At 32.0% G+C, this 25,992-nt stretch carries 25 protein-coding genes, 5 tRNA genes and 1 other RNA gene; 24 read left to right on the top strand and 7 right to left on the bottom strand.

Features of this window, described 5'->3' with window-relative positions:
- Positions 1 to 35: 35 nt before the first annotated feature.
- Positions 36 to 2,219, bottom strand: a complete 2,184-nt coding sequence (locus tag ACJDUH_RS14060; protein WP_406765846.1) for a sensor domain-containing diguanylate cyclase — start codon at positions 2,217 to 2,219, stop codon at positions 36 to 38.
- 219 nt (positions 2,220 to 2,438) lie between these two features.
- On the opposite strand from ACJDUH_RS14060, the gene ACJDUH_RS14065 reads away from it, so the two are divergent.
- The 6 genes from ACJDUH_RS14065 to ACJDUH_RS14090 all read left to right on the top strand — a co-directional run bounded on the left by ACJDUH_RS14065 (position 2,439) and on the right by ACJDUH_RS14090 (position 8,286).
- On the top strand, positions 2,439 to 3,413 hold the full coding sequence (locus ACJDUH_RS14065; RefSeq protein ID WP_406765847.1) for a biotin--[acetyl-CoA-carboxylase] ligase: 975 nt from the start codon (positions 2,439 to 2,441) through the stop codon (positions 3,411 to 3,413).
- A 126-nt stretch (positions 3,414 to 3,539) separates the two neighbouring features.
- On the top strand, positions 3,540 to 4,721 hold the full coding sequence (locus tag ACJDUH_RS14070; protein ID WP_406765848.1) for a cation diffusion facilitator family transporter: 1,182 nt from the start codon (positions 3,540 to 3,542) through the stop codon (positions 4,719 to 4,721).
- Between the two features lie 222 nt (positions 4,722 to 4,943).
- Positions 4,944 to 5,894 (top strand): CobW family GTP-binding protein, encoded by a 951-nt coding sequence (locus ACJDUH_RS14075; RefSeq protein ID WP_406765849.1) that lies wholly within the window; start codon positions 4,944 to 4,946, stop codon positions 5,892 to 5,894.
- Between the two features lie 6 nt (positions 5,895 to 5,900).
- Entirely contained in the window at positions 5,901 to 6,560 is a 660-nt protein-coding gene (locus tag ACJDUH_RS14080; RefSeq protein ID WP_406765850.1) for a GTP-binding protein, read from the top strand.
- A gap of 2 nt (positions 6,561 to 6,562) precedes the next feature.
- Positions 6,563 to 7,474 carry a permease gene (locus tag ACJDUH_RS14085; RefSeq protein ID WP_406765851.1) on the top strand — a complete coding sequence of 304 codons (912 nt, stop codon included), beginning with the start codon at positions 6,563 to 6,565 and terminating at the stop codon, positions 7,472 to 7,474.
- Positions 7,475 to 7,539: 65 nt separating this feature from the next.
- Entirely contained in the window at positions 7,540 to 8,286 is a 747-nt protein-coding gene (locus ACJDUH_RS14090) for a TIGR03943 family putative permease subunit (protein WP_406765852.1), read from the top strand.
- A 65-nt stretch (positions 8,287 to 8,351) separates the two neighbouring features.
- Here ACJDUH_RS14090 and ACJDUH_RS14095 read toward each other — a convergent pair.
- The 3 genes from ACJDUH_RS14095 to ACJDUH_RS14105 all read right to left on the bottom strand — a co-directional run bounded on the left by ACJDUH_RS14095 (position 8,352) and on the right by ACJDUH_RS14105 (position 8,605).
- Positions 8,352 to 8,436 (bottom strand) — tRNA-Tyr (locus ACJDUH_RS14095).
- A gap of 5 nt (positions 8,437 to 8,441) precedes the next feature.
- Positions 8,442 to 8,516: transfer RNA gene (locus tag ACJDUH_RS14100), tRNA-Thr, on the bottom strand.
- A 13-nt stretch (positions 8,517 to 8,529) separates the two neighbouring features.
- Positions 8,530 to 8,605, bottom strand: a tRNA-Val gene (locus ACJDUH_RS14105).
- 339 nt (positions 8,606 to 8,944) lie between these two features.
- Here ACJDUH_RS14105 and ACJDUH_RS14110 point away from each other — a divergent pair.
- From ACJDUH_RS14110 to ACJDUH_RS14140, 7 genes are all read left to right on the top strand, one after another.
- Positions 8,945 to 9,034: transfer RNA gene (locus ACJDUH_RS14110), tRNA-Ser, on the top strand.
- Positions 9,035 to 9,044: 10 nt separating this feature from the next.
- Positions 9,045 to 9,310, top strand: an RNA gene (gene ffs / locus ACJDUH_RS14115) — signal recognition particle sRNA large type.
- 177 nt (positions 9,311 to 9,487) lie between these two features.
- Positions 9,488 to 11,101 carry a DNA polymerase III subunit gamma/tau gene (dnaX, locus tag ACJDUH_RS14120; protein WP_406765853.1) on the top strand — a complete coding sequence of 538 codons (1,614 nt, stop codon included), beginning with the start codon at positions 9,488 to 9,490 and terminating at the stop codon, positions 11,099 to 11,101.
- 68 nt (positions 11,102 to 11,169) lie between these two features.
- The gene (locus tag ACJDUH_RS14125) at positions 11,170 to 11,514 is read left to right on the top strand and encodes a YbaB/EbfC family nucleoid-associated protein (protein WP_406765854.1); all 345 of its coding nucleotides are present in this window, start codon (positions 11,170 to 11,172) and stop codon (positions 11,512 to 11,514) included.
- A 284-nt stretch (positions 11,515 to 11,798) separates the two neighbouring features.
- The gene (gene recR / locus ACJDUH_RS14130) at positions 11,799 to 12,395 is read left to right on the top strand and encodes a recombination mediator RecR (RefSeq protein ID WP_406765855.1); all 597 of its coding nucleotides are present in this window, start codon (positions 11,799 to 11,801) and stop codon (positions 12,393 to 12,395) included.
- A gap of 140 nt (positions 12,396 to 12,535) precedes the next feature.
- Positions 12,536 to 12,808 (top strand): DUF2508 family protein, encoded by a 273-nt coding sequence (locus ACJDUH_RS14135; RefSeq protein ID WP_406765856.1) that lies wholly within the window; start codon positions 12,536 to 12,538, stop codon positions 12,806 to 12,808.
- A gap of 95 nt (positions 12,809 to 12,903) precedes the next feature.
- A complete protein-coding gene (locus ACJDUH_RS14140; RefSeq protein WP_406765857.1) occupies positions 12,904 to 13,158 on the top strand; it encodes a pro-sigmaK processing inhibitor BofA family protein in 255 nt (84 codons plus the stop codon).
- A gap of 112 nt (positions 13,159 to 13,270) precedes the next feature.
- Here ACJDUH_RS14140 and ACJDUH_RS14145 read toward each other — a convergent pair whose 3' ends face one another.
- Entirely contained in the window at positions 13,271 to 13,462 is a 192-nt protein-coding gene (locus tag ACJDUH_RS14145) for a hypothetical protein (protein WP_406765858.1), read from the bottom strand.
- Positions 13,463 to 13,927: 465 nt separating this feature from the next.
- On the opposite strand from ACJDUH_RS14145, the gene ACJDUH_RS14150 reads away from it, so the two are divergent.
- Genes ACJDUH_RS14150 through ACJDUH_RS14160 form a run of 3 tightly spaced genes read left to right on the top strand, consistent with a single transcriptional unit; the run spans position 13,928 to position 15,037 of the window.
- Positions 13,928 to 14,293 (top strand): DUF2089 domain-containing protein, encoded by a 366-nt coding sequence (locus ACJDUH_RS14150; protein ID WP_406765859.1) that lies wholly within the window; start codon positions 13,928 to 13,930, stop codon positions 14,291 to 14,293.
- Positions 14,294 to 14,345: 52 nt separating this feature from the next.
- Positions 14,346 to 14,717, top strand: coding sequence for an SHOCT-like domain-containing protein (locus tag ACJDUH_RS14155; RefSeq protein ID WP_406765860.1), 372 nt, complete (start codon positions 14,346 to 14,348; stop codon positions 14,715 to 14,717).
- A 59-nt stretch (positions 14,718 to 14,776) separates the two neighbouring features.
- Positions 14,777 to 15,037 carry a hypothetical protein gene (locus ACJDUH_RS14160; protein ID WP_406765861.1) on the top strand — a complete coding sequence of 87 codons (261 nt, stop codon included), beginning with the start codon at positions 14,777 to 14,779 and terminating at the stop codon, positions 15,035 to 15,037.
- Positions 15,038 to 15,056: 19 nt separating this feature from the next.
- On the opposite strand, the gene ACJDUH_RS14165 is transcribed toward ACJDUH_RS14160, so the two are convergent.
- On the bottom strand, positions 15,057 to 15,938 hold the full coding sequence (locus ACJDUH_RS14165) for a cation diffusion facilitator family transporter (RefSeq protein WP_406765862.1): 882 nt from the start codon (positions 15,936 to 15,938) through the stop codon (positions 15,057 to 15,059).
- A gap of 404 nt (positions 15,939 to 16,342) precedes the next feature.
- Here ACJDUH_RS14165 and ACJDUH_RS14170 point away from each other — a divergent pair, with 404 nt between their 5' ends.
- The 6 genes from ACJDUH_RS14170 to ACJDUH_RS14195 are packed head-to-tail and all read left to right on the top strand — an operon-like array spanning position 16,343 to position 23,409.
- Positions 16,343 to 16,657 carry a MazG-like family protein gene (locus ACJDUH_RS14170; protein ID WP_406766200.1) on the top strand — a complete coding sequence of 105 codons (315 nt, stop codon included), beginning with the start codon at positions 16,343 to 16,345 and terminating at the stop codon, positions 16,655 to 16,657.
- A gap of 7 nt (positions 16,658 to 16,664) precedes the next feature.
- Positions 16,665 to 17,654: a YybS family protein gene (locus ACJDUH_RS14175; protein ID WP_406765863.1), complete on the top strand. Its 990-nt coding sequence runs from the start codon at positions 16,665 to 16,667 to the stop codon at positions 17,652 to 17,654.
- Between the two features lie 23 nt (positions 17,655 to 17,677).
- Positions 17,678 to 19,669, top strand: a complete 1,992-nt coding sequence (locus ACJDUH_RS14180) for a DHH family phosphoesterase (RefSeq protein WP_406765864.1) — start codon at positions 17,678 to 17,680, stop codon at positions 19,667 to 19,669.
- Positions 19,669 to 20,112 (top strand): 50S ribosomal protein L9, encoded by a 444-nt coding sequence (rplI, locus tag ACJDUH_RS14185; RefSeq protein ID WP_406765865.1) that lies wholly within the window; start codon positions 19,669 to 19,671, stop codon positions 20,110 to 20,112. The genes ACJDUH_RS14180 and rplI overlap by 1 nt, the downstream gene beginning before the upstream one ends.
- 42 nt (positions 20,113 to 20,154) lie before the next feature.
- A complete protein-coding gene (gene lonC, locus ACJDUH_RS14190; RefSeq protein WP_406765866.1) occupies positions 20,155 to 22,056 on the top strand; it encodes a Lon family ATP-dependent protease in 1,902 nt (633 codons plus the stop codon).
- 27 nt (positions 22,057 to 22,083) lie between these two features.
- A complete protein-coding gene (locus ACJDUH_RS14195) occupies positions 22,084 to 23,409 on the top strand; it encodes a replicative DNA helicase (protein WP_406765867.1) in 1,326 nt (441 codons plus the stop codon).
- 47 nt (positions 23,410 to 23,456) lie between these two features.
- Here the strand turns inward: ACJDUH_RS14195 and hsp18 are convergent, their stop codons facing one another.
- Positions 23,457 to 23,897 (bottom strand): heat shock protein Hsp18, encoded by a 441-nt coding sequence (gene hsp18 / locus ACJDUH_RS14200; protein WP_406765868.1) that lies wholly within the window; start codon positions 23,895 to 23,897, stop codon positions 23,457 to 23,459.
- A gap of 327 nt (positions 23,898 to 24,224) precedes the next feature.
- Here hsp18 and ACJDUH_RS14205 point away from each other — a divergent pair.
- Positions 24,225 to 24,300 (top strand) — tRNA-Thr (locus ACJDUH_RS14205).
- 415 nt (positions 24,301 to 24,715) lie between these two features.
- On the top strand, positions 24,716 to 25,921 hold the full coding sequence (locus ACJDUH_RS14210; protein ID WP_406765869.1) for a DUF262 domain-containing protein: 1,206 nt from the start codon (positions 24,716 to 24,718) through the stop codon (positions 25,919 to 25,921).
- The last annotated feature ends 71 nt before the right edge of the window (positions 25,922 to 25,992 follow it).

Genomic DNA, 25,992 nt, shown 5'->3' on the forward strand with positions numbered 1-25,992 from the left:
AGATAAGTAATAAGTCATCTGGATGCCATTTATAATTAATATACTCCAATTCTATTTCTGCCTTTTTGCTTTGCTGCATATAAGGCTTTATCAGCCAAGGCTGATATATGATTTACTGTTAGTTCTTCTTTAGGGTTAATAGTGCAAAGTCCAAAAGTTAATGTTACGTGATCTGCTGCCTTGGAAAATTTATGTTCTATATTTAGCCCATCTATTAAACTTTTCATTTTATCTGCTATATTAAGTGCAGCTTCAGTAGAGGTATTTTTGAAAACTGCTGCAAATTCATCTCCCCCATATCTAGCTGCAAAACCATGAAATTCATTGGCTGCTGCTTGTAAGGTTTTTGCAATTTGCTTTAAACAGTAATCTCCTGCAAGATGGCTATAATTGTCATTGTATTCCTTAAAGCTATCCACATCAATGAGCATAATGGTATAAGGCTCCTTATTTATTTTTGCATTATTCCAATCTGCCTCTGCTTGTTCATCAAAGTACCGTCTGTTAGGTATTTCAGTTAGCCCATCTAAGTTTGATAAAACAAGTAATCTTTCATTTAGTTCTTCAAGGTCATTTGATTTCTGAGCATTTCTAATGGCAATGGCTATATAGGAAGCAAGTGCTTTTACAGTATCCAAGTTATATTGAGAGTATGCGTTTTTTGTTAAGCTTTGTACCGTAATTACCCCTAATACATTATCTTCAAATATTAACGGACAATATATAAGAGACTGAGTTCTAGCACCTGGAGTTATTTTTCTATCTTCAAGATACAGTTTGTACTCATTTTCAACGTCATTAATAAGTATTTCTTTTTTATTTACAATACACCAGGAAGCCCAGCCGCTTTTATTACCAATTCTATTTGAGAACACGGGATATCTTTTAGAGTTTTCGATAAATAAACTATATTCAACAGTTTCGGTTTCTTTGTCATATAAAGCTATTCCAAAGGTATATGCAGGCATTAAATTATTTATGCTTACATATACTAATTGTAAAATTTTTTCGAAATTTAATGTAGATGTAATATCTTGTCCAATTTGACTTATAGTTTTCATATTATTATAGAATTCCAATAATTCAGCAGTTTTCTTTTCCAAGGCGTCTGTTTTTTCCTTAAGCTCAACATTTTTGAGCCTATAAATTTCCTTTTCTTGAAGAGATTGTTCCATTTTAAACTGAAGGGTAATATTTTTTAATTTGTGTTCAACGCTTTCATCTATTACTTTTTTCTCATGGTCATGAAACTTTTTATAATAATAAAGTGCCTTATCAAACTGGCCTATTTTTTCATGGGTTTCAGCTAAATAAGAATTTATTTTTGAAATCAGTTCTTTAGAATTAATTTCATAAGCTAAACTTAAGGCTTTACCTAAATAATCAATAGCTTCATCATTTTTGTTATTCTTCACTAGTAATCTATGAAGGTCTATCATTACAGTTATCATAAAATAACGTTCATTAGTTTCCTTGCTTATTTCTAAGCTTCTTAAAAATAAATTTAAAGATTCCATTGAATTATCTTGCTTAAGGTTTATTTTACCAAGTTGATGCAGACAAGCTGCCTCAATCATCCTATCCTTAACCATACGTGAAAGCTGCAAGCTTTTTTCTGTAAAATCCTTTGCAGTTTGGAAATCATTTAAATAGTAATACACTTCCCCGATGTTTTGTAATACAATACATTTAACATTTTCAGCACTGATTAAATTACAAATTTCCAAGCTTTGTAGATAGTATTTTAAAGCTTCTTCATAATTTTTTAAATCCTTATAGATTTCACCAACATTATTTAACACCCTGCATTCACTATTTTTATAATCAAACTGATGTATTATTTCTAATGACTTCATGTAATAATCTAAAGCCGAGTTATAGTTTGAAAGATCAAGATTAACATTACCTAGAACATTTAATATATCTGCTTCAAATTCCTTCAAATTTTCTTCCTTTGTAATCTGCAGTGCATCCATTAAAAAGCTAATTGCTTCTTCAGAATTTCCAAATATATACGAAGCCTTTCCTTTAATAAATAAACTTTTAGCAGCGCCTTTTTTATATTGTATGCGTTTTGAAAGCTTAAAGGCTTCACCAGATAACTCGATAGATTTTATGGGAGTATGTCTTATTACTTCTTCTGCTGAAATGTTTAACTTGTCTATCTTTTCTATGAGAGAATAATCAGCAAATACTTTTTCTAATTTACAAGTTTCCATAAAATATCTCCTATCATGCAAATATACTATTTAAAGGCTCTAGGATGAATAAGGCACATATTATTTATTCAAGAATCTTTTGATTTACTTATATATAATATTATCAAATTTACCTTTTTTCTACAATAAAAATTATTTATTTTCAAGGATTTTATCAGCTTGACGAAGAATATTGTGTACTATAAAATAAAGACATTAAAATGAAAGAAGGAAAACAATGTGAAGGATAAGATACTAGCCATGTTAAAAGAGGATAGGGAATCCTTTATTTCTGGTGAAAAAATAAGTGAAGAATTAGGGGTTACCAGAGCAGCTGTTTGGAAAAATATTAATAAGCTTAAAGATGAGGGTTATGTTATTGATTCTATATCCAAAAATGGATATAAACTGGTTTCTTCTCCTGATCTATTAACAATTTACGAAATTAGTGATTTTCTTAATACAAAATATATAGGAAGAAATATTAATCATTTTGATTCCATTAATTCCACAAATACAAAGGCTAAGGAACTAGCTTCCAGCGGTGCCGAAGATGGTGACATAGTAATAGGTGAAGAGCAGATAGGCGGTAGAGGACGGTTTGATAGAAAATGGTGCTCGCCAAAATATAAAGGTATATGGATGTCTATTATTTTAAGACCAAATATTGATCCTATAAATGCATCTACCATTACACTTATTGGTGCTGCGGCTGTTTATAAGGCTTTGAAGGATTTGAATATAGAAACCGAGATAAAATGGCCAAATGATATTATTTTAAATAATAAGAAGCTCTGCGGCATTTTAACTGAAATGAGCAGCGAATTAAATCAAATTAATTATATAGTTATAGGAATAGGTGTTAACGTAAATATTACCAGTGAGGAATTTCCAAAGGATATACAAGAAATTGCTACTTCTTTAAAAATAGAAGCTGGAAAAAGCCTTTCAAGACAAAGATTAACTGCCGCTATACTAAATCATTTTGAAAGGCTCTATGAAGAATTTATTTTAGAGAACAATCTAAGCTCTACCATAGATATTTGCAGAAAAAACTCCTATCTCATAGGAAAAGAAATTCAATTATATAAAAGGGGAGAATTAATTACAGCGAAAGTTGTGGATATAAGTGATGAGGGACTGCTTGTAATTGAACATAAACATGGAAAAATTGAAAAGGTTATTTCCGGTGAAGTAACTTTGCACAGAGAATAAAAAAGTCCCAAGAGGACTTTTTTACTTTTATATTTCTAGTTGTTTCTTAGATATGTAACTTCCATTGTAAAATGGTGGTATAATATTAATATCTCTAAATATATTGTGTTAGAGGAGAGGGATATAATGAAGTTAGTTTTTGATTCTTTAATTCATAAATTTGTAAAGGATTATAAAAATGTTAATTCAGATAAAACTCGTGAAGCTTATGGCGCTTTAGGGGGAGTAGTTGGAATAATTATTAATACTACTATTCTTACTGTAGAGCTTGTTATTGGTCTTTTATTAAATAGCATGGCTATTACTGCGGATGCCTTTCATAATCTTACAGACGCATTATCATCTTTAGTTACTATAATTAGCTTCAAATTTGCAAACAAGCCAGCTGATGATAAGCATCCTTTTGGCTATGGGAGAATTGAATATCTTACAGCATTACTTTTTTCAGTAGCTATTCTGGTTGTAGGCTATGAATTTTTGAAGAGCTCAGTACTACGTGTTTTACATCCTGTAAAGGTACCTTTTAATCTTGTAAGCTTTATTTGTATGCTTTTAGCACTTCCACTTCAGATTACACTTAATCGCTTTACTGCATATATAGGCAATATAATTAATTCTTCTGCTTTAAAGGCTTCAGCTTTGGAATCTTTTACAGATATACTAGTACTGTCTATGGTTACTTTTTCTTTATTAGTATCTAGATTTACTGACTTTCCTATTGATGGATACGTAGCTTTTATAGTATCACTGTTTATTCTTCATTCAGGAGTTGAACTCCTAAGAGATACTATAGGAACCTTACTAGGAAAGGCACCTAGTGAAGAATTTGTAGGAGAACTAATAAGAAGTTTAAAAGAATACCCCTATATACTTGGAGTTCATGACTTGGTAATACACAATTATGGCCCAGGAAGATATATGGCATCACTGCATGCAGAGGTTCCTTATGATGTATCAATAATGGACATACATGATGTTATCGATAAAGCTGAAAAGGAAGTAGGCGCTAAATATAATATATATTTATCTATCCATATGGATCCTGTTAAGATAAATTGCCCAGAGGTAGATTTATTAAAGACTCAAGTGGAGGAAAGACTTAATAAAATTAAAGGTGTCTTATCTATACATGACTTCAGAGTTGTAGGGGCTGGAGAGGAAAAAACCTTAATTTTTGACGCAGTAATTAATAGATCTTATGCTTTAGAAGAACAAAGTAATTTGATACAAGAGCAAATACAAGAGGCTATACACAGTATTTCTCCTAAGTATAGAGGCATTGTTACTCTTGATAGAGAATTTCACTAGGTTTAGATTATATTTCAATATAGTATTGAAATGCTATATATAATTTGATAATCAGTAAATAAGTGTTTCACATTATAAATTAATAATTATTAAATCTGGACTCTAGCATAGGCGCTGGAGTCTTTTTTATTTAGTATTAATTATCATCTAAAATAGTATAAATATTTAATTTTACAAATAAAATTAAATAGTACAGTGTTGTTTAATACAAGGAGGCTCAGCGTGAAAGTCAAAATAGATATAATTTCAGGGTTTTTAGGTGCAGGAAAAACCACTCTCATTAAAAAACTTATAACTGAAGAGCTGTATAAAGAAAAAATAGCAATTATTGAAAATGAATTTGGGGAAGTTGGCATAGATGGAAGTACATTAAAAAGTACAAAGGTAAAGGTAAAGGAAATAAATGCAGGCTGTATTTGCTGCAGCATTACTGGGGATTTTAAAAAGGCTCTATTAGAGGTTTTGGAGAATTATAGATTAGATAGAATTATAATAGAACCTTCAGGTGTTGCAAAGCTGTCAGAAATAATAAAGGTATGCAATAGTGAGGACTTAAGAAAATTTTCAGAGATAAATATGATTATTACTGTAGTTGATATTTTAAAATTTCATATGTATTTAGCTAACTTTGGGGAGTTTTATAAAAATCAAATAATAAATGCCAAAACAATAATGCTAAGCAGAAGTCAAAGAGTAGGGCTTGAGAAATTAGTTACAGTAAAGGAAGCACTAGATGCTTTAAATAAGGAAGCATTTGTAGTTACCACTCCTTGGGATAATTTAACTGCGAAAAGGATTATAGAAATTAGTGAGAGTTATGAAAGAGAAAGAATTCATAAGGAAGTAAATTTATTAAAAAAGCCTGGTTCGAAGGTTTCTTATAAAATAACTCCAGGTGAAAGCTTAAGTTTTGAAAGCATAGGTTTTGAAACAGTTAAAAGGTTCAGCTTAGCAAATATAAAAAGTATATTTGACAAGATAAGTAATGAAAAGCTTTATGGAAGTATTTTAAGAGCAAAAGGGATAGTGCAGCTTGAAAAAGGTGAATGGGCTCAATTTGACTATGTACCAGAGGAGTTTAACCAGAAAAATACTGAAGCAGATTTTTCAGGCAGGGTATGCATTATTGGAATAAATTTAAATAAAGCCGCACTTAAAAAATTGTTTATATAGGCGTCTATGAATATTAAAACAGAAATTGAAATAGTAACTGGTTTTTTAGGCTCTGGTAAAACAACCTTTATAAATGCACTATTAGAAAATTCTCTTGTATCAGGAGAAATAGTTATAATAATTCAAGGTGAAATTGGTAATGCGGATATTAAAATAATTGAAAAACCTAAGTCAAAGCTTATTATAAGACAAGTAGACAATTCTAAAAATCTAACTGCAGCATTTCTAAAACAGATGATAGACTTCTACAATCCTCATAGAATTATTGTTGAATATAATGGAACAAAGCTTTTGATGGAAATTTTAAATGTACTCGAGGATGGAACTTTAGTAGAAAGCTTAAGGGAACCGATAATTTATAATCTTTTGGAAGCTTCTACTTTCTTTGTTTATTACAATAACATGAAGGAGCTTATAGAACCTTTTATTATAAACAGCAATCTTATCGTGATTAATAATTGTAGTAACATATCCCTTAAAGAAAAAAACAAAATTTTAAAAAAGCTAAAGGAATTAAATCCTAGGACTATTATTTTAACGAATGATAATCTAAAAGAACTAGAAGAAGTACTTAAGAAAGCAGAAATCATAGATAGAGGACTAGTAAAAAAAGTTTTTATAAAAATAAAAAACAGGCAGGCAAATAAGGCTGTTAGGAGTAGATAAAATTGAATGCAGAGATTTTACAAAATTTTTCTGTGATTTTTATAAGCATAATACTTGAGGCTCTTCCTTTTGTAATGTTAGGAGTTATAATATCAGCGCTAATTCAGGTTTTTATATCTGAAAATACCATAGCGAGACTACTGCCCAAAAATAAATTTTTAGGAATTCTCATGGCATCACTATCGGGATTTGTTTTTCCTATATGTGAATGTGCAGTTATTCCCATTGGGAGAAGATTAATAAAGAAAGGTGTGCCAGTAAACATGGCTGTAGCTTTCATGCTTTCTGTGCCAATAGTTAACCCCATTGTTCTTTTATCCACTTACTATGCCTTCCATGGAAGACCTTATGTAGTACTTATAAGAGGCCTAGTAGGCTTTATTATTGCACTTACAATTGGCACTATAATGGGAGCTGTAGAAAACTTAAACTGCTTAAAGCCCTCTTATTCTGACTACGAAAATATCTGCTCCTGCGGCTATAATCACAGTTATAAAAAGAAAGCTTCAAGGTTTATGGAAGTCCTTAATCATGTAAACACTGAACTTTATGATATAGGTAAGTTTCTTATAATTGGAGCCTTCATTTCAGCTGCCTTCCAAGCAGTGGTGCCCAGAAACCAGATTCTAAGTTTAGGTCAGAATTCTACATATTCTATAATTGTTATGCTACTATTTGCATTTTTAGTTTCACTATGTTCTGAGGCAGATGCTTTTATAGCAAGTACCTTTATTGGGCAATTTACCTTAGGAAGTATAATTGGATTTTTACTTTTAGGACCTATGATAGACATTAAAAATACCTTAATGCTAAATTACTCTTTTAAGAAAGGTTTTATTGCTAAGCAGCTAATTTTAATATTCGCATTTTGTTTTGCTGCAGCCTATATTATAAATGTATTTTTTAAATTATAATTACATATTGCAAGATAAACAGAGCTGGTGAGACTTATTTGCTTATAAAAAGGGGTCAAATTAAAATGAAGAGATTTAATATTAATGAATTTATATGGTTTATAATTTTGCTTGTATTTACCTTCTACATCTATTATTTACTTTCATCTACCAAGATTACAATGTTTGTCCACCCTAAGCTTGCTAAGTATTCCGCCTTTTCTTTAGTGGTCCTTGGAGAACTTACAATACTGCAAATTTTCAATGTATTTACAGTTAAAACAAGAATTAAATTTAAGAAAGGCTATGTACTATTTATTTTAGTTTTAGTTATAGGCATATTTATTGCACCAAGAGGCTTAAATTCTGAAATAGCAGAGAAAAAAGGTATTACTTTTGTAAGTTCAAGCAGTACTGAGAATATAGGAAGTCATACTCATACCAAAGATGATGTTATAAACGGAAATGTAATTAGCTTTAATGATGAAAACTACATTCATTATTTTGAAGATTTAAGTGGAAATCTTGAAAAACATATTGGAAAGGGTATAATAATTAGTGGTTATGTAACAAAAGATGATAAGCTTAATAAGGATGAATTTATTATTACTAGACTATTAGTAAACTGCTGCGCTGCTGATTCTCAGGTTATTGGTATCTTGTGCAAAACTGATGGTAATAAGGTTTTAAAGAATGATACATGGGTAAGGGTAGAAGGGGTGGTAAGCTTTAAGGAAAATGAGAATAGCAAGATTAATAGAAAGCTTCCATTAATTATTGAAGGTAAGGTTACGAAAATAAATAAACCTGTAACCCCTTATATATATGAATAAATTAGCTAAACTTAATAAATATAAAGTTTTGAGCAAATAAAAAAGATATACTTACGTATATCTTTTGGTGGAGGAAGATGGATTCGAACCATCGAAGTCACTGACAACAGATTTACAGTCTGCCCCCTTTGGCCGCTCGGGAATTCCTCCAAAAGTGGAGCTGGCAATAGGAATCGAACCTACAACCTGCTGATTACAAGTCAGCTGCTCTACCGTTGAGCCATGCCAGCATATTAAGTTACATGGTGGGCACAACAGGGCTCGAACCTGTGACCCTCTGCTTGTAAGGCAGATGCTCTCCCAGCTGAGCTATGCGCCCATGCAATTTATTTATCTAACCGACGAATTTTATTATACATAGAATATAATATCTTATCAAATGGTATTATAGACTAAATTTTTAAATTAAACCTATTTATCTTCATTTTAGTAAGCTTTTCTTCTGTTTTGATATAAAGTCAGTGAAAGCTCGAGATTACGATAATATTATTAGTCTTTGGATGATTTTTATTCAATAATTAAGTAATAATGCTAAAGGTTCCATTAATAATTATATAAAAATATATTGAAATAAATAAAAATACATAGTATAATCTAACTTGTCGTTAGGTTAAATGCTTAATGATTACAAATAAACAATTTAGTTTCATGAGTATATGGAGAGATGTCCGAGTGGTTTAAGGAGCACGCCTGGAAAGCGTGTGTAGGGGAAACTCTACCGGGGGTTCGAATCCCCCTTTCTCCGCCAGTTGAACTTTCCGTGCTAGATGGGGAACTAGCGGTGCCCTGTAACCTGCAAACCGCTACAGCAGGGTTGAATTCCTCGCTTAGGCTCTAGCGTGTAAGGTCTGGTCTATAAAAGTGGCGTTGAGAATCGGGTCCTACGCAACGAAAACTCATGAACCCCGTCAGGTCCGGAAGGAAGCAGCGGTAAGTGAATATTTTCGTGTGCCGTAGGGAAACCTGGTTTGAGCTAACTGTATAGATAACGCTTATATGCTAGCAGTCGAAGCGAGGTGCACGGTTTATAATAATTGAAACTAGATTAAAGGATGCTCTTAAGGCATCTTTTTTATTTTTTTGATTATATTGTGTTAAAGGATATCACATTAAGGTATAATATAAGTTAAGAGTGGCATGCGGCACGAGAAACGTCCCTGTGCCACATACCACCCCCACATGTCAGCAAAGAGGTGAGAAAATGGCATATACCGCTTTATATAGAGAATGGAGACCTAAAAATTTCAGTGATGTGGTAGGTCAGAAAAATATAACTACAACCTTAAAGAATCAAATAATAAATAATAGAATTGCCCATGCCTATCTTTTATGTGGTACTAGGGGAACAGGAAAAACCTCTACTGCTAAGATTATGGCAAAGGCGGTAAATTGTTTGGATTTACAAGAAGGAGAGCCCTGTAATAAGTGTGAAATGTGCAAAAGTATAAATGCAGGACTTTCAATAGATGTTGTTGAATTAGATGCTGCTTCACATAATGGAGTGGGAAATATTAGAGATATTATAGACGAAGTTCAATATCCTCCAAGGGAAGCAAAATATAAGGTATATATAATGGATGAAGTTCATATGCTTTCTGACGGGGCTGTTAATGCCTTTCTTAAAACCTTAGAGGAACCTCCAAGCAGAACAATTTTTATTTTGGCTACAACAGATCCGCAAAAACTTCCTATAACTATACTTTCTAGATGTCAAAGGTTTGATTTTACGAGAATAAGAAGTGAAGATATTTATGGACTGCTTAGAAAGATAGTTAAGGAACAAGGAGTTTTTGCAGATGATAAAAGCTTAAATCTTATTGCCAGAATGTCAGATGGAGCTATGAGAGATGCATTAAGTATATTAGACCAGGCAATTTCTATGGGAAATGGCAAAGTGGAATATGATGAAATAATAAATATGCTTGGACTTGTTACTAATGAAAATTTACTAAAGCTTACAGATGCAGTAATAGACAAAGATGTTGAAAAGTCCATGAAAATTGTTGATGATATAGTTTTTAGCGGCAAGGATATCTATAACTTCATTAAAGAAATGATCAGCCATACGAGAAATTTAATGATGGCTAAAATAAGTAAAAATCCAGAAGAAATATTAGATATGTCTGTTGAGAATATAGAGAGTTTAAAAGAACAGGCTCAAAAAATAAGAGTAGAAGAGCTTATGAGAAATATAAGAATTCTTCAAGAAGCTGAAGAACAATCAAAATGGAGCAAGCAAAGCAGAATTTTTTTAGAGCTTGCTATTATAAAGTTATGTAAAATTGAATATGATACTTCTAAGGAGGTACTTCTTTCTAGGATTAATAAGCTTGAAGAAGCTTTAAAAAGCGGTAAAATAGCTGTTGCATTAAGTGAAACTCAACCTGAAAAAGTTGTTAAAAAGTCTCCTGCCTTAGGTGCCAAAAAGGTAGAAGTTAATAAAATAGAACAATTTGAAGAAAAAAATACTGCCTCTACCTTAACCTTAGATACTGTGAGAAAATCTTGGAGAGATATCTTGGAGATGGTTAAGGTTAGAAGCACTGCTGCAAACTCTGCACTACTAGGTACCGGGGAAGTAGTTAATTGTAAAGATGGAATTATAGAGGTTAAATTTGATAAGCAGTATGCATTTAGCAGGCAAAGGCTTGAAAGAGAGGATATAAAAAAGGTAATTGAAGATGTGGTTTCTTCAGTATTAAAAGAAAAAGTCAGAATAAAATATACTGTAGAGGAAAAAGAGATAGTAAAATCACCTGAAGACATATTAAAAGAAACTTTTGGTGAGGAAGTTGTAGAAATAATTGACCAATAAGTATATAATGTTAATTATGTATATTAGTTTAATTAAATAATAAATAATGTATTTTTAGGAGGTAAAGTATGCCAAAAGGTGGTTTCCCTGGTCTTGGCGGCGGGGCTAACATGAATAATCTAATGAAGCAAGCGCAAAAATTCCAGCAGCAAATGGAAGAAATGCAAAAGAATCTTGAAAGCAAAACCTATGAAGAAAAAGCAGGTGGCGGTGCTGTAACTGTAGTTGTAAATGGCAAAAGACAACTTATAGATATTAAAATAGATCCAGAAGTATTAGATCCAGATGATGTAGAAATGCTGCAGGATTTAATAATGACTGCTTGTAATGCGGCTCTTAGAAAAGCAGAAGAAGATACAACAAGTCAAATGGGAAAATTAACAGGCGGACTTAATATACCAGGAATGTTTTAACAATCCATAAAGCAATAGGTCATTTAAGTTTTTCATAGTTAGTTAAGACTACTACGAATTAACAAGTAATAAGCAATGAAGAATAAAGAATGAAGAATTAAAAAATACAGCTGAAGGAAGAATTAAATCAATTCTTAGCAGTATTTAGCACTTAATTTTTCATTCTTAATTTATTTAAGAGAGTAAACGGAGGTAAATGTCCTAAATGGACATTTACGAGCAATTATCGAGTGGGAGCCAGAGAGCTTAATTGCTCAGTGTGACCACTAAAGGAGGAAAAAGTTATGGATTTTTATCCAGTTGCTATAGAAAAACTTATAGAAGAGTTTGCAAAGCTTCCAGGCATTGGTTATAAGACTGCACAAAGACTTACTCTTTATATATTAAATCTACCACAGGATGAGGTTCGAGGCTTTGCAGAGGCCTTAGTTAAGGCAAGAGGTACAATAAAGTACTGCTCAGTGTGCGGCAATTTTACAGATAGTGATCCTTGTGCTATTTGCGGTAATCCAAGCAGGGACAAGAGTACAATCTGCGTAGTAGAGCAGCCAAAGGATATAATGTCCGTGGAGAGAGTTAAGGAGTACAATGGCGTATATCATGTGCTCCATGGTACAATTTCCCCTATGGCAGGAAGAGGTCCTGAGCAAATAAAATTAAGAGAACTTATATCAAGACTTAACGGCGATATTAAGGAGGTTATTGTGGCTACCAATCCAAATATTGAAGGAGAAGCTACAGCAATGTTTATATCTAAAATTATAAAGCCTCTAGGAGTTAAGGTTACAAGAATAGCCCATGGAATACCAGTGGGCGGAGATTTAGATTATGCAGATGAAATTACCTTATCAAAAGCTTTAGAGGGAAGAAGAGAGATATAGTTATAATAGATAAACAATAATAGAAATAAGGCAAGGCTAAGCATAAGGCATATCTCTAAGACATACTCAATAATTACGTATAATTTTCCATATTTGTGGCAATTATTTTGTTATAAAGATTGTCCGCATGGGAGGTTATTATGAATAAGAAAGCTATTATTGATTATTTATCTAGAAATATTCAATATACAGAAGAACATAAAAAGCTTATTGAAGCTATTGAAGATGCCAGAGAAGAAATGGAAAGGGCTAGTCAATATTTTGAAATGGTCAGTTCACCTATGCTCGTTGATCATGCCATTTACATGGAAGATGCAGCAAAAGCAAAGTTTATATATCTATTAAGTAAGGCAAGGGCTGCTGGTGTTAAGATTGACACAAATATTATTCTTACCGAAATAACCTACTATTAAAGTTTAATTTAAATAGATATAATATTTTCTTAAATTACAGAATATAATAAAATAAATTAAAATCAATACAAAGGCAAATAAAGGGGGTTATTTTCATGGAATATATGGGTTATTTTTTATTAGCTATAATAGGTTTATTTTTAATAGTAAAAATATTTTCCTGGCCGATAAAAATATTTATAAAGCTAATTTCAAATGCGATTCTAGGTGTAATACTTCTAGCTTTAACTAATTTTATTGGTGGTTATTTTCACTTTGCCATAGGTATAAATTGGGCCACTGCTCTTATAGCTGGTTTTTTCGGAGTTCCAGGAGTGATTTTTTTAATAATTTTTAAGTTGTTTTTATAAAATAGGTTGGTAAAAAAATAAGACACTAACTAGTATATAACTAGTTAGTGTTTTGCATGTAATGGCTGATTATTTCCTTTGAATTTACCTCTTAGCTAATTCATTTTACTAGTTACCAGTTTACGTGTATAACCTTGGATTCACAGTTTTTTGTAGGTTCGTGATCAGTCAAAACGTCTTTTGATTTTATGAAGTTAAGCTCTTCCTCAACTAAAAGTCCGCCGCATTCGCTGCATTTCTGATCTAATCTTGTATTTGCTGTATACCAAGCTTGACCGCACTTTTTACATTTCAGTTTTATCATTTACAAGACTCCCATTCAATAAGGTATTTATATTTATTTTCAATAGTTAATTATATAAGGTATACAAGAATATTATGATATATATTAATTGGAAAATAAAGTAAAATATTCAGACAAAATATTTATTATCACTTTAGAATATTTATCTAAATGGGGTTTTATGACAAAATTAAACAAATACTAATATATTTATACTTTTATTTAGATCCTGTTTTTATATACTTGAAAAAATATATAGGAGTTCAAATTAAAATTAAATTGATAGGCTGCTGCTTATATGCGGTGCCCTTTTAACTAAGCTGAGAATTAGGAATTAACTAAGCCATAAAACATAAAATTAAAATAATTAATATTACATTTAACTATAATTAATTATTTTAATTAATATATTAAAATAATTAATTTACATATTGATTTATTTAAAATATGGTATTATAATAGAATCATAGTAAAGGAGAGGAGTATATGAGTTATAAGGTTATAAGCAAGTGTCCAGTCTGCAATTCAAAATTAAAAATCGCAAAGCTCAAATGCAATAAATGCGGTACTGTCATAGAAAATGACTTCGAGTTTTCGAAATTTGAGTATTTAGAAGAAGAACAGTTAAGTTTTATGGAAGTATTCTTAAAGTGCAGGGGCAATATAAAAGATGTGGAAAAAGAACTAGGCATTTCCTATCCAACTGTGAGAGCAAAGCTAGATGATGTGGTTACAGCACTAGGCTATACCGTTTTTAAAAAGCCTACAATCGGCAGCACAGAAATACTGGATATGCTTGAAAAAGGCGAAATCTCAGCGGAGCAGGCTATAAACATGATGAAGGAAGATTAAAATAAGGGTTTAAGAAGAATAAAAAATATTATTTTAAAGGGTGTGTAATAAAATGAAAGAAGAAGTTAAGAGAATTTTAAAAATGGTTGAAGAAGGAAAAATTGATTCTGATAAGGCGACAGAACTTATTGAGGCGTTAAATAAATCTTCAAATGACACTCAGCTAACTGCAGCTTCTAACTTAGATAAAATGCTTAAAGTCAAGGTGCTTTCAGCTACGCAAGACACTGTTAATGTAAATGTTCCAGTTAAATTTTTAAAAGCCATAGGTAATGCAGTAAATAACATTAAAATCCCTGGTGTTTCAGAACAGGAGGGTATTGACATAAAAATGATTATGGAAGCAATTGATTCAGGACTTGAGGGGAAAATTGTAGATGTAAAAAGTGGAAATGGTGATATAGTTGAGGTTTCTATAGAATAGACGATTCATGTATTTTTTAAGTGAAAGCCTAGATGCCTTAAGTGAAAGGATTGATTAAGGTGAGAGTTTATATAAAACTTAACAGCGGAAAAAGTTTTAAAGTGCCAGCCCCGATAGGTCTTGTAAAAGCTGCACTTAGCCTCGGTGGCTTTGGAATGAATATTGCTAAAAGATATATCCCTGAAGATCAAAGGCAGTATATTGAGTGCCTTGATTTTAAAGAACTTCGAAAGGGCTTTAATGTTTTAAAAGATTATAAGGGCTTAGAGCTTGTGGAAGTAAAAGCTCAGGACGGAACAGAAGTAAGAATAATAATTTAAAAGCGGTCAGTAGACCGCTTTAATTTTTGCCTTCTATTTGTATAGTTTCCTCTCTAAAAGGCTCTAATTGTATTACAATATAAGCTTCCTTGAATTGGGCTAAAACATCATTTTTTATAGCATGACATAGGTCGTGAGCCTCAGTTAATGGCATATCTTTATCAAGCCTTATGTGAATATCAATTTCTCTTTTTTGTCCATTTTTCCTAGTTCTTAATCTGTGATAGTTTTTAACTTCAGGATAAGAAGCTATAATTTTTGTTATTTTATCTAATTCATCTTGAGGAAGAGAGCTATCAAGCAAATCTACCATGGATTTTTTCGTTAAATCATAGGAGGCTTTTATTATTAAAACTGCTACAAAAAGTGCAGTTATTGGGTCAACTATTTTAAGTCCTGTAAATCTTACTATAATAAGTCCAATGAAAACACCAAAAGACGTAGCTACGTCAGTAAGCAAGTGCATACCATCCGCTTCAAGAGCAATTGAATCTGTCTTTTTTGCAATTTTTAAAAGCATCATGGATATTATTAAATTAACTACAGAAGATACTAGCATTACTATAATTCCGGCACCTGTACTCTCTATTTGTGCGCCCTCGATTATCTTTTTGATTGCTTCGTAAATAATTAATGCAGCTGCTACAAATATTAAAAGTGCCTCAACAAAGCCAGATATATTTTCATATTTGCCGTGACCGAAGGGATGCTCCTTGTCTTCTGCTTCAGCTGCTTTTCTTATGGAAAAGAATGCTATAAAACTAGCAAGTAAATCAATAGAAGAATGTATAGCTTCTGAAATAACACTTATGGAACCCATAAATATACCTGCAATAAGCTTAAAGATAATAAGTATGCTATTTGAGAAAACAGAAAGCAAGGCTGCTTTTCTTTTATCCATAAAAAGGTCTCCTTTTAAAAAAGTTTTTATCAATTGATAATCTAGTATATGCTAATTATACATTAAATGTTACATAATATCTACAATTTTATTAAAATAATTACAGAATGTAATTATCAATTGAGAATGAAATACAAATGCATTTTTATATCAGAAACAAATGAAAATTACTATTAATTGTTTCCAAAAAAAGTAATTGCGGTTTGCCTAGACAAACTATAGTTGCATAAATCTTGAAATATAACTACAATATACTTATATTAATTTATAATAAAACAAGTATGTTTTATAATGTATAGAGATTATGAAATGAGTATTAAGAATATATTAAATAAAAGCTTTTTGTGTATAAATTAGCTGCAATTAGTAACTGTTTATTCTTAATTAAATATGGGGGTGGAATGGTGAGAAACGAAGATTTTAATATAATGAAGAATGTGACTAAGATAGAACAATATAAGGCACAGCTTTTATGTACTATTGGGGAGTTTTTTAAATTACTTACAAAAGGCAGCAACGTAGCCCAGGATGCTATTTTAGACTGTATTTCTAAAGCTATAATTATACTTTATATACTTGCTGACAGACTTGGGTATTCCCATACTGCAGTTGATGAAAGTATGAAGAAAAATTTAAGATTAGGAATAGTTGAGGAAGAGGAAGAAAAACCGGATATGGATTTAACTAGATTATATGCTCACTTAAAAGAAAGAGGTTAAAATTTATATGGATAACAGCATCTATAAAACAAAGTCTATCGTTGAAGCAGGAATTATCTCAGCTATAATAATTGTATTAATGCTAATTACAAGCTATATGCCTTTTATACCCTTTATAGGTACTGTGATACTTCCACTTCCAGTAGCTATACTTTATGTTCGCCATGATCTTAAAGTTACTATTTTAGCTATTTTGGTAAGTACAATAATAATAGCATTGGCTTTTAATCCGGTGCAGGCGCTGCTTTCAGCATTATCCTTTAGTTTAGTTGGTCTTGTTTTAGGCTATGGAATAAGGAAGGATAAGGATTCTACTATCACATTACTTTTACTTACAGCTGTAACGATTATATCAACTGTTCTTTATATTGTTATTACTGCAGCCCTTATTGAAAAGACATCGTTATATTCCCTTATAGTATCATCTATTAATATGTTTAATGATGCTTTAAAACAGACCTTAGATATATATAAAGGTATGGGTATGCCCCAACAGCAATTGGATCAGTTCCAAGCAATTATCAAGTTATTTACACCTGAGCTGTTTATAAATATGGCAGCTGCAAGTCTTATTCTAGGTGCTTTTTTATCATCAATTATAAATTATATTGTTGCTAAGGCAGTATTAAAGAGACTAGGGCTTAATTTAAAGAAACTCAGAGCCTTTACTGAGCTTTATATTAATAGCTTAGCTGGCGCAATAATTATAATGCCTATACCTCTAGGTGTATATCTGCAAGCTAAAAAAGTGCCAATTGGTGCACCTATTTTAACTTCAGGGCAAATTATGATGCAGTATATTTTCATGGTTATAGGAATATCTGTGGTAGCATACTTTCTTTTAAATAGATATAAATTAACTAAAGGTATAGTTGCTATAATAATAATAGCTGCATTTACAAACTCTTTATTTGCAACAATATTTTTATATGTAGGTTTAGCTGATATGATCTTTGACTTTAGAAAAATAAATCCAGACAGAATCCTAAAGAAATAATATTTAGGGAGAGCGGTTTAAACATGGATAATAAATTTAATTATTTTAATACCAATAACAAGATGTATTTAGTTATTATAGCTTTTATTATAATAGTTCTCTTTGCTTATGGTCATCTTGTGGCAGGAATCTCTGCCTTGGTGATGTACGGCTTTTTAATTGTGTTTAATATTAAGCATTCACGGCTTAGAAAAGACGAATGGAAGAAGTTCATTGAAGATTTTTCTTCTCAGCTTGACTTTGCCTCTAAAAGCACCCTTCTTAAACTTCCATTCCCACTAATGATAATTGGAGATAAAGGTAATATAGTTTGGTATAATCAAAATGCAGCAACTATGATGGAAGGGGAAAACCTTTTAGGAAGAAATATAGGTGAACTTATAAGAAATATCAATTTAAAACAGGTTCTGAATGAGAAAAAAACATATTTTGAGGATATTAACTTAAAAAATAGGTATTACCATGTTCATGCAAGTATTGTAAACACTTCAGAAAGTAAAGGAAATGAAGATAATATAATTATATTATATTTTTATGATACTACTGAATATGTAAACTTAAAAAATAGTATTGCTGATGAAAAAGCTTCAGTTATGCTTATAGAAGTAGATAATTTAGATGATGTGGTAAAGACCGCAAATGAGGATAAAAGACCTCTTCTTATAGCAGAGATAGAAAGAACCCTTAATAATTATAGCCAAGGGCTTAATTCCATATTTAAAAAGTATAATAATAACAAATACATCCTTGTTACTCAGGATAGGTATATACAAAGTGAAATTGAAAAGAAATTTGATATACTAGATATTGTCAGGGAAATAAATCAGACTAACCAACTAGCAGTGACACTAAGTGTAGGTGTTGGAAGAAATGGCAGCACACTCATGGACAATTACACCTTTGCATTGTCTGCAAAAGAACTTGCACTTGGAAGAGGCGGTGATCAGGTAGTTGTAAAAGGTAATGATAAACTATCTTTTTATGGTGGAAAAACTAAGGAAGTAGAAAAAAGAACTAAAGTAAGAGCCAGGGTTATAGCTCATGCTCTTGTGGACTTAATAAATGGCAGCAGCAATGTGTTTATCATGGGACATAAGAATCCTGATACAGATTGTTTAGGTGCAGCTATAGGTATTAATAGTGCTGTGAAACTTTTAAATAAGCCCTGCTCTATTTTGTTAGATAATAAGAGCTCTGCTTCTAGATCAATTGTTGATAAAATTATGGAGGATCCAGCCTATGAAAATACCTTCATAAATTCAGAAACCTGCAGACAAAATTTAAAAGAAGATAGCCTTTTAATTATTGTGGATGTTCATAATAGGGGCTATGTCCAGGATTATGAACTTGTTAAAGAATTTAAAAAGATAGTTATAATCGATCATCATAGAAGGCTTACAGATGCAATTGAGGGGGCACTGCTTAGTTATATAGAAACCTATGCTTCCTCCACTTCGGAGCTTGTTACCGAAATGCTTCAATATATGATTGAGAATCCTAAGATAAAGCCTATAGAAGCAGAGGCGCTGCTTGCTGGCATTTGTGTAGATACAAAGAATTTTTATTTTAAAACAGGTGTAAGGACCTTTGAAGCCGCAGGTTTTTTAAGGAGACTTGGTGCAGATACAATAGACATAAAAAAAATGTTTGCGGAAGATTTGGATACTTATGTTAAAAAGGCAGAAATAATTAAGTCTGCAGAAGTAAAAGATGGTACGGCAATAGCCATTTGCCCACCAGAAATTGAAGATACTGTACTTGCTGCACAAGCAGCGGATGAACTGCTAAATATTACAGGTATTCAAGCCTCATTCGTTCTTGTTAAAATAGAGAACGAGATATTTATTAGCGGTAGATCCCTGGGTGATGTCAATGTACAGATAATCTTAGAAACTCTAGGGGGTGGGGGACATATTTCCATGGCAGGCGCTAAATTGTCCGATATAACCTTAGAGGAAGCTGTAGATAGTGTTAAAAAAGCAATTGACAAATACTTAGAGGAGTGTGAAAAGTAATGAAAGTTATTTTATTAGCCGATATTAAAGGTGTAGGTAAAAAAAGTGAAGTAATAAATGCTTCAGATGGATATGCAAGAAACTACTTATTTCCAAGAAAACTTGCAGAGGAAGCTACTGAAGTTAATTTAAGTGTTTTAAATCAAAAAAAAGAAACTGAAAGAAGAAAAAAGCTGGCAGAAATTGAAGAAGCTCAAAAGCAAGCTGATGAGCTAAAAGGTAAGGAAGTTAAAATATCAGCAAAGTGCGGAGAAAACGGCAGATTATTTGGGTCTATAACTAACAAGGATGTAGCTGATGCTTTAAATGCACAGTATAAATTGAACATCGATAAGAAGAAGTTAGTTGTAGATGCTATACGGCAGCTTGGAACTTATGAAGTTGAAGTTAAGCTTTATCCAGAGGTTTCTACAAAAATAAAGGTTGTAATTGTAGAACAATAATAGCATTGTTTCTCCTTAAATGCTAATACAGGAGGAAAAATATTGAAGTCAGAGTTTAAATTTGAAACAAATTTCGAAGAAATTAAGGCCCAAGATATAACCATAGAATCTCAACTTGAGGTGCTCTTTGAGGTTATAAAAAATGTTTTAGATGAAGGTGCCATGAAGGCAAGAATAGTTAAATATAAGCTTCAAAAGCACATTCATAGCGGAGACATATATAAAAGGGTCTATGCATTAAATAAAATTGCAAGTGATGGTAAAGGAATAGATATCATACCTAATGTAAAAAACATACATGAGGCGTTAGAAGACACAAATAAGTGGATAGCTGATGCAGTAGCAAAAAAATATGTACAGAATGAAATTGAAAAAGAAGTTGAAGCTGCCCTTATGGAAAGACAGGATAAGTATGTTGAAGAAGTTAGACTTGGCATACTTAGAAAGCAAAAGGGGCCAGAAAATGCAAAGACTCTTAAAAAATATTCTGATCTTGAAGTGTTAGATTCTAAAAAATTAACAAGAAATATTCAAACTATGCTTAGACCTGTAAGTTTTAGTGAAATTGTTGGTCAAGAAAGAGCTATTAAGGCACTTTTATCAAAAATAGCTTCACCCTACCCTCAGCACATTATCCTATATGGACCTCCGGGAGTGGGGAAGACAACAGCAGCAAGACTTGCCCTAGAAGAGGCTAAAAAGCTTAAATATACTCCTTTTAAAAAGGAAGCAAAATTTGTAGAAGTAGATGGAACTACTCTAAGATGGGATCCTAGAGAAATAACAAATCCCCTATTAGGCTCAGTACATGATCCTATTTATATGGGAAGCAAAAGAGATTTAGCTGAGGTTGGAATACCAGAGCCAAAACCAGGACTTGTTACAGAAGCTCATGGCGGAGTTTTATTTATTGATGAAATTGGTGAACTTGATGACATTCTGCAAAACAAGCTATTAAAGGTGTTAGAAGATAAGAGAGTAGAATTTTCCTCCTCCTATTATGATCCAGAGGATGAAAATACTCCAAAATATATTAAATACTTGTTTGATAATGGAGCACCTGCTGACTTTGTTTTAATTGGGGCAACTACAAGAGAGCCTCATGAGATAAATCCAGCACTTCGTTCAAGATGTACAGAGGTATATTTTGAGCCATTATCTGCAAAGGATATTGAAGAAATAGTTGAAAATGCCGCTGTTAAGCTTAATATGGAGCTTGAAAGTGGAGTTTCAGAATTTATCAGCAGATTTACTATTGAAGGCAGAAAGGCTGTTAATCTGCTTTCTGATGTCTATGGTTATGTGCTATATAACAGTAAGAGCTTTAAAAAAGATGAAAAGGTAAAAATAACACTTGAAGATGTTAAAGAAACAATTTCTGCATGCAGACTTGTTCCATATGAGGAAGTCAGCGTAGATAAGGACAAGGAAATAGGACATGTTTATGGGCTAGGCGTCAGCGGATTCATAGGTTCCACAATTGAAATTGAAGCAGCAATATTTGAAGCTAAGGATAAAGGAACAGGTCAAGTACGTTTTAATGAAACCGCCGGCAGTATGGCAAAGGATTCTGTATTTAATGCAGCATCTGTAATAAGAAGATTAACAAATAAGGACATAAAGGACTATGATATTCATGTTAATATCATAGGTGGTGGAAATATAGATGGTCCATCTGCTGGAGCAGCTATTACAATTTGTATAATAAGCGCTATTTTAAATAAACCAGTGAGACAAGACATAGCTATAACTGGTGAAATATCTTTAAGAGGAAAAGTGAAACCAGTAGGCGGGATTTTTGAAAAGGTCTATGGAGCCAGAAGAAAGGGCATAAAACTTGTTATTGTTCCAATGAATAACTTAAAAGAAGTTCCTTCAGGACTTCAGGACATAGAAGTTAAGGCAGTAGAAACCATAGAAGAATTAATGGATATAGTTTTTTAGTAAAAGAAATACAAGGGGGAAAGCATTATGGAGACTCCTCTTAGAAGTCTTCCTCACAATATAGATGCTGAACAAAATGTTATTGGTTCCATGCTATTAAATAAAACTTCCATAGCTCAGGCTGTGGAAGTTTTAAAGGCTGAGGATTTTTATAGAGATTCGCATAAGATTTTATTTAATACTGTACTGGAGCTTTATAAAAAGGATACACCAGTAGATATGGTAACACTGACAGAGGCGCTATCCTCTATGCAAAAATTGGAGGCTGCCGGTGGAATTACATATATAAGTGAGATTTGTGATTCTGTTGTATCTACAGTAAATTTTAGTTCCTATATAAAGATTGTTGCTGAAAAGTCTATGCTTAGAAAGCTTATTAAAGCATCCTCTGAAATTATAGAGGACAGCTACAGTAAGCAGGATGATGTACCTGCTGTACTTGATTCAGCTGAGCAAAAGGTATTTAATATTGCAGAAAAAAGAGGTAATTCAGACTTTGAAGCAATGAGTACAGTACTTGAAAAAGGCTTTTTGGAAATTGAAAGGCTGTTTAGTAATAAGGGTGAAATCACTGGTATTTCTTCTGGTTTCCCAGACCTGGATGCTAAAACCTCTGGTTTTCAAAAGGGGGATATGGTACTTGTTGCAGCAAGACCTTCTATGGGTAAAACTACCTTTGCGCTTAATTTAGCTCAAAATGCAGCCTTAAGAGGTGGTAAGAGTATAGCTATTTTCTCCTTGGAAATGTCTAAAGAACAGCTCGCCTATAAGCTTCTTTGTGCTGAGGCCAATGTGGATATGCTTAAACTTAGAACTGGTGATTTAGATGACAGAGACTGGGAAAACATAGCCAGAGCCTCTGGACCCCTTGCGGCAGCTAAGATATATATAGATGATTCCGCAGGTGTATCTGTAATGGAAATGAGATCAAAATGTAGAAGGCTGAAAATAGAGCATGGAATAGATATGATTCTTATTGACTATTTGCAGCTTATGTCCGGTAGCAATTCTGAAAGCAGGCAGCAAGAGGTGTCTGAAATTTCAAGATCTATTAAGGCTTTAGCAAAAGAAATGCAGTGCCCTGTAATAGCTCTTTCACAGCTTTCTAGAGCACCAGAGCAAAGAGCCGACCATAGACCGATGCTATCAGACCTAAGAGAATCAGGTTCTATAGAGCAGGATGCTGACGTAGTTATGTTTTTGTATAGAGATGAATACTACAATAAGGAAACAGAAGACAAAAATGTAGCCGAATGTATTATATCAAAGCAGAGAAACGGTCCTACTGGCACAGTAAAGCTGGCATGGATTGGGCAATACAGTAAGTTTGGAATATTGGATGTTGTTCACTAATAGATAAAACAAAAGATGTGCAGCCCTTTAAAGACTGCACATCTAAATTAATGAATATCTATTTTTTTCTTTATGTCATTACCTCTTGTTAGCTTTGGAAGAGTGATTTTTAAAACACCATCCTTAAAGGAAGCTTCTATTTTATCCTCATCTACATTATCAATGTAAAAGCTTCGCTTAAACTCTCCATAATGTCTTTCACGTCTTACATAGTTTTCCTTCTTGTCCTCTATTGTGTCATCTCTTTTTGCGCTAACAGTTAAATAGTTGTTTTCATAGTCAATGTTAATAGCTTCTTTATCCATACCAGGAAGATCTGCTTCCACTAGATAATTATCTTCTGTCTCTTTTAGATCAACTTTAAAACTTCCATAAATGTTACTTAATTCTTGAGTAAAATCATTATTAAAGAAGTTTTTGAAAAGTTGTCCAAAATCATCATCACCTCTATTTAACATATGTCTTCTGAAAGGAATCATTTCAAACATAATCAAATACCTCCAATTAATTTATTTAATTTCTATGCTTATATAATACAACAAAGGTCAAAGAAAGTCAAAGTCTAAAAAATGAAGATAATAAAAGAAAACTCATAAAACTTAATAATTAAAATATTTAATTTAGTATAATCAACCTAATTAAAAATAAAATATGATTATTGAAGGAATTTAGAGATCTTTATAAAATTTTATGAAATAAAAATTTTACAAACAGTAAATAAGGTGTGTGCATTACTTTATGGGATTGGCAGTACAAGTAATAGGATTATCTGCTAATCTTGATTCGAAAGGTTAATTGTAGTAAAATTTATATATGCTCCTGTAGCTCAGTCGGTAGAGCAACTGATTCGTAATCAGTAGGTCGTGGGTTCGATTCCCTTCAGGAGCTCCAGTAAAATCAAGGGTTATAGAAATTAAACTCTTGATTTTTTTATTTTGACGTGAAAATATGACGGGGAATGAGATGCAAAATGAAATGTAATTATATATCTAAAAAATAAATTGCATTAAGAAGGTTTATTTTTATTAGATAATTACCAATTAGTACACACTCATTTCATTTTTAAATTTAAAGTATAACAATATCAAATTGGGGTTTAAATCGTTAGGTTATTTATATTGAAATTATATATTCGGTGATAAGTAAAATCTAAAAAAAGCATTTAAGCGGCTAGTGTCGAAAAATGCAAAAACAAAAATATAAGCGCAGCGCTTGACAAAAATGCCATAAAGTAGTATATTTTTAAATAAAGATAGACGCAGCTTTAAAGCGCAGCTGTAAAAATCAATAAGAAAGGTTGATATGTATGAAGATTAACAAAAAACTGATTTCTGCCTCAAGTTTCAATCCAACAAAGAAAACATTTCAGATGACAGTCTCTGAAATGAATGAAAAGATCGATGTGCAAGAATTTTCACTTCCGTTGTATCAGCGTGATATTAGTTGGACTGTACAAAAATCCATAGATTTATTTAACTATCAATTACTAGGTAAGGCGCCAGTCTCACCAATCTCAATCAATGTTATAAACAATACCGATGATTGTGTACCTCAGGTATCATTTGTTGAGAGAGAACTTATTAATAATATCGTTAGAGGTCAATTTTCTGTGGCTGATGGCCAGCAGAGGTTAACAACAAACTATAAGGCCTACATTCATCATGATGATTTTAGAAATGTAGTGCTAGATCTTGCTAAGGGTCAGTTTACCCAGGCGGAGGATGCCATTAAAAAACATCAAATTCCTGTGGGGGTATTGCTTAACAAAGAGGATAATGTTTTGTTTAAGTATATTAATAAGTCTTCTGTTCTAAAAGATCCTGAGGTAATGTCATTATTAGTTCAAATAAGAAGTAAAATGAAAAACTATAATTATACTATTAATCAAGCAGAAGATTTAAATGAAGACGAACAAATCGAATGGTTTGAAGTACTTAATAACGCAGGAAGTCGCGTAAGTATTTTACAAATGCGCTTTTCAAAATTAAAGGCTCATGGTATTGATATTTACGTTCAATACACAAGTAAATTTAAGGAACGTTTGAAAGACTTAGGATATGATTTTTTTGTTCCTCAAAAGACAGGTGTTTCTTATCCGGTAGCAACATTAAACTCTGCTTATGAGGTTATAACAGGTAGAAGGCATACTGATGGATATACACCAATTCCATCTGATACTAAGGAAAATCAGCTATGTAATTTAGATCCTGAAGAGCTCACTAAATGTTTTAAAATGACTCTAGATGCATTGGATATGGCGTTAGAGTTTATAGAAGATAATAATTTAAAAGAACCGGATAGAATTGATTATATAACTTATCTAACAGGATACTTTGTGTTTAACAGTGAGGGAATAGATGAGAGTAATAAAGCAGAGCTAATAGATTGGTATAACAAAGTTGATTTTACAAATAAGAGCAATACCGAGAGAAGGGAAATTTTTTCAAGATTAATATTGATGGGAGATCAAACAGGATATTTATTGGCAGATTGCCAAGATAGTGTTTCTTAAGAAGTATTAATTTCCAATAGTAACTTTTTTAAAAATATTAAAACCAAAAAAATTAAAATATCCTTGGTTAT

Origin of the sequence: Candidatus Clostridium radicumherbarum (genome assembly GCF_045310525.1) — a bacterium.
In the GTDB taxonomy this organism is placed as follows: Bacteria; Bacillota; Clostridia; order Clostridiales; family Clostridiaceae; genus Clostridium_AT; species Clostridium_AT radicumherbarum.

Coding starts and splice junctions, on each gene's coding strand:
- ACJDUH_RS14060 (WP_406765846.1), bottom strand. CDS start 2,219: ATGGAAACTTGTAAATTAGAAAAAGTATTTGCTGATTATTCTCTCATA.
- ACJDUH_RS14070 (WP_406765848.1), top strand. CDS start 3,540: ATGAAGTTAGTTTTTGATTCTTTAATTCATAAATTTGTAAAGGATTAT.
- ACJDUH_RS14080 (WP_406765850.1), top strand. CDS start 5,901: ATGAATATTAAAACAGAAATTGAAATAGTAACTGGTTTTTTAGGCTCT.
- ACJDUH_RS14090 (WP_406765852.1), top strand. CDS start 7,540: ATGAAGAGATTTAATATTAATGAATTTATATGGTTTATAATTTTGCTT.
- dnaX (WP_406765853.1), top strand. CDS start 9,488: ATGGCATATACCGCTTTATATAGAGAATGGAGACCTAAAAATTTCAGT.
- ACJDUH_RS14125 (WP_406765854.1), top strand. CDS start 11,170: ATGCCAAAAGGTGGTTTCCCTGGTCTTGGCGGCGGGGCTAACATGAAT.
- recR (WP_406765855.1), top strand. CDS start 11,799: ATGGATTTTTATCCAGTTGCTATAGAAAAACTTATAGAAGAGTTTGCA.
- ACJDUH_RS14135 (WP_406765856.1), top strand. CDS start 12,536: ATGAATAAGAAAGCTATTATTGATTATTTATCTAGAAATATTCAATAT.
- ACJDUH_RS14140 (WP_406765857.1), top strand. CDS start 12,904: ATGGAATATATGGGTTATTTTTTATTAGCTATAATAGGTTTATTTTTA.
- ACJDUH_RS14145 (WP_406765858.1), bottom strand. CDS start 13,462: ATGATAAAACTGAAATGTAAAAAGTGCGGTCAAGCTTGGTATACAGCA.
- ACJDUH_RS14150 (WP_406765859.1), top strand. CDS start 13,928: ATGAGTTATAAGGTTATAAGCAAGTGTCCAGTCTGCAATTCAAAATTA.
- ACJDUH_RS14155 (WP_406765860.1), top strand. CDS start 14,346: ATGAAAGAAGAAGTTAAGAGAATTTTAAAAATGGTTGAAGAAGGAAAA.
- ACJDUH_RS14165 (WP_406765862.1), bottom strand. CDS start 15,938: ATGGATAAAAGAAAAGCAGCCTTGCTTTCTGTTTTCTCAAATAGCATA.
- ACJDUH_RS14175 (WP_406765863.1), top strand. CDS start 16,665: ATGGATAACAGCATCTATAAAACAAAGTCTATCGTTGAAGCAGGAATT.
- ACJDUH_RS14180 (WP_406765864.1), top strand. CDS start 17,678: ATGGATAATAAATTTAATTATTTTAATACCAATAACAAGATGTATTTA.
- rplI (WP_406765865.1), top strand. CDS start 19,669: ATGAAAGTTATTTTATTAGCCGATATTAAAGGTGTAGGTAAAAAAAGT.
- ACJDUH_RS14195 (WP_406765867.1), top strand. CDS start 22,084: ATGGAGACTCCTCTTAGAAGTCTTCCTCACAATATAGATGCTGAACAA.
- hsp18 (WP_406765868.1), bottom strand. CDS start 23,897: ATGTTTGAAATGATTCCTTTCAGAAGACATATGTTAAATAGAGGTGAT.
- ACJDUH_RS14210 (WP_406765869.1), top strand. CDS start 24,716: ATGAAGATTAACAAAAAACTGATTTCTGCCTCAAGTTTCAATCCAACA.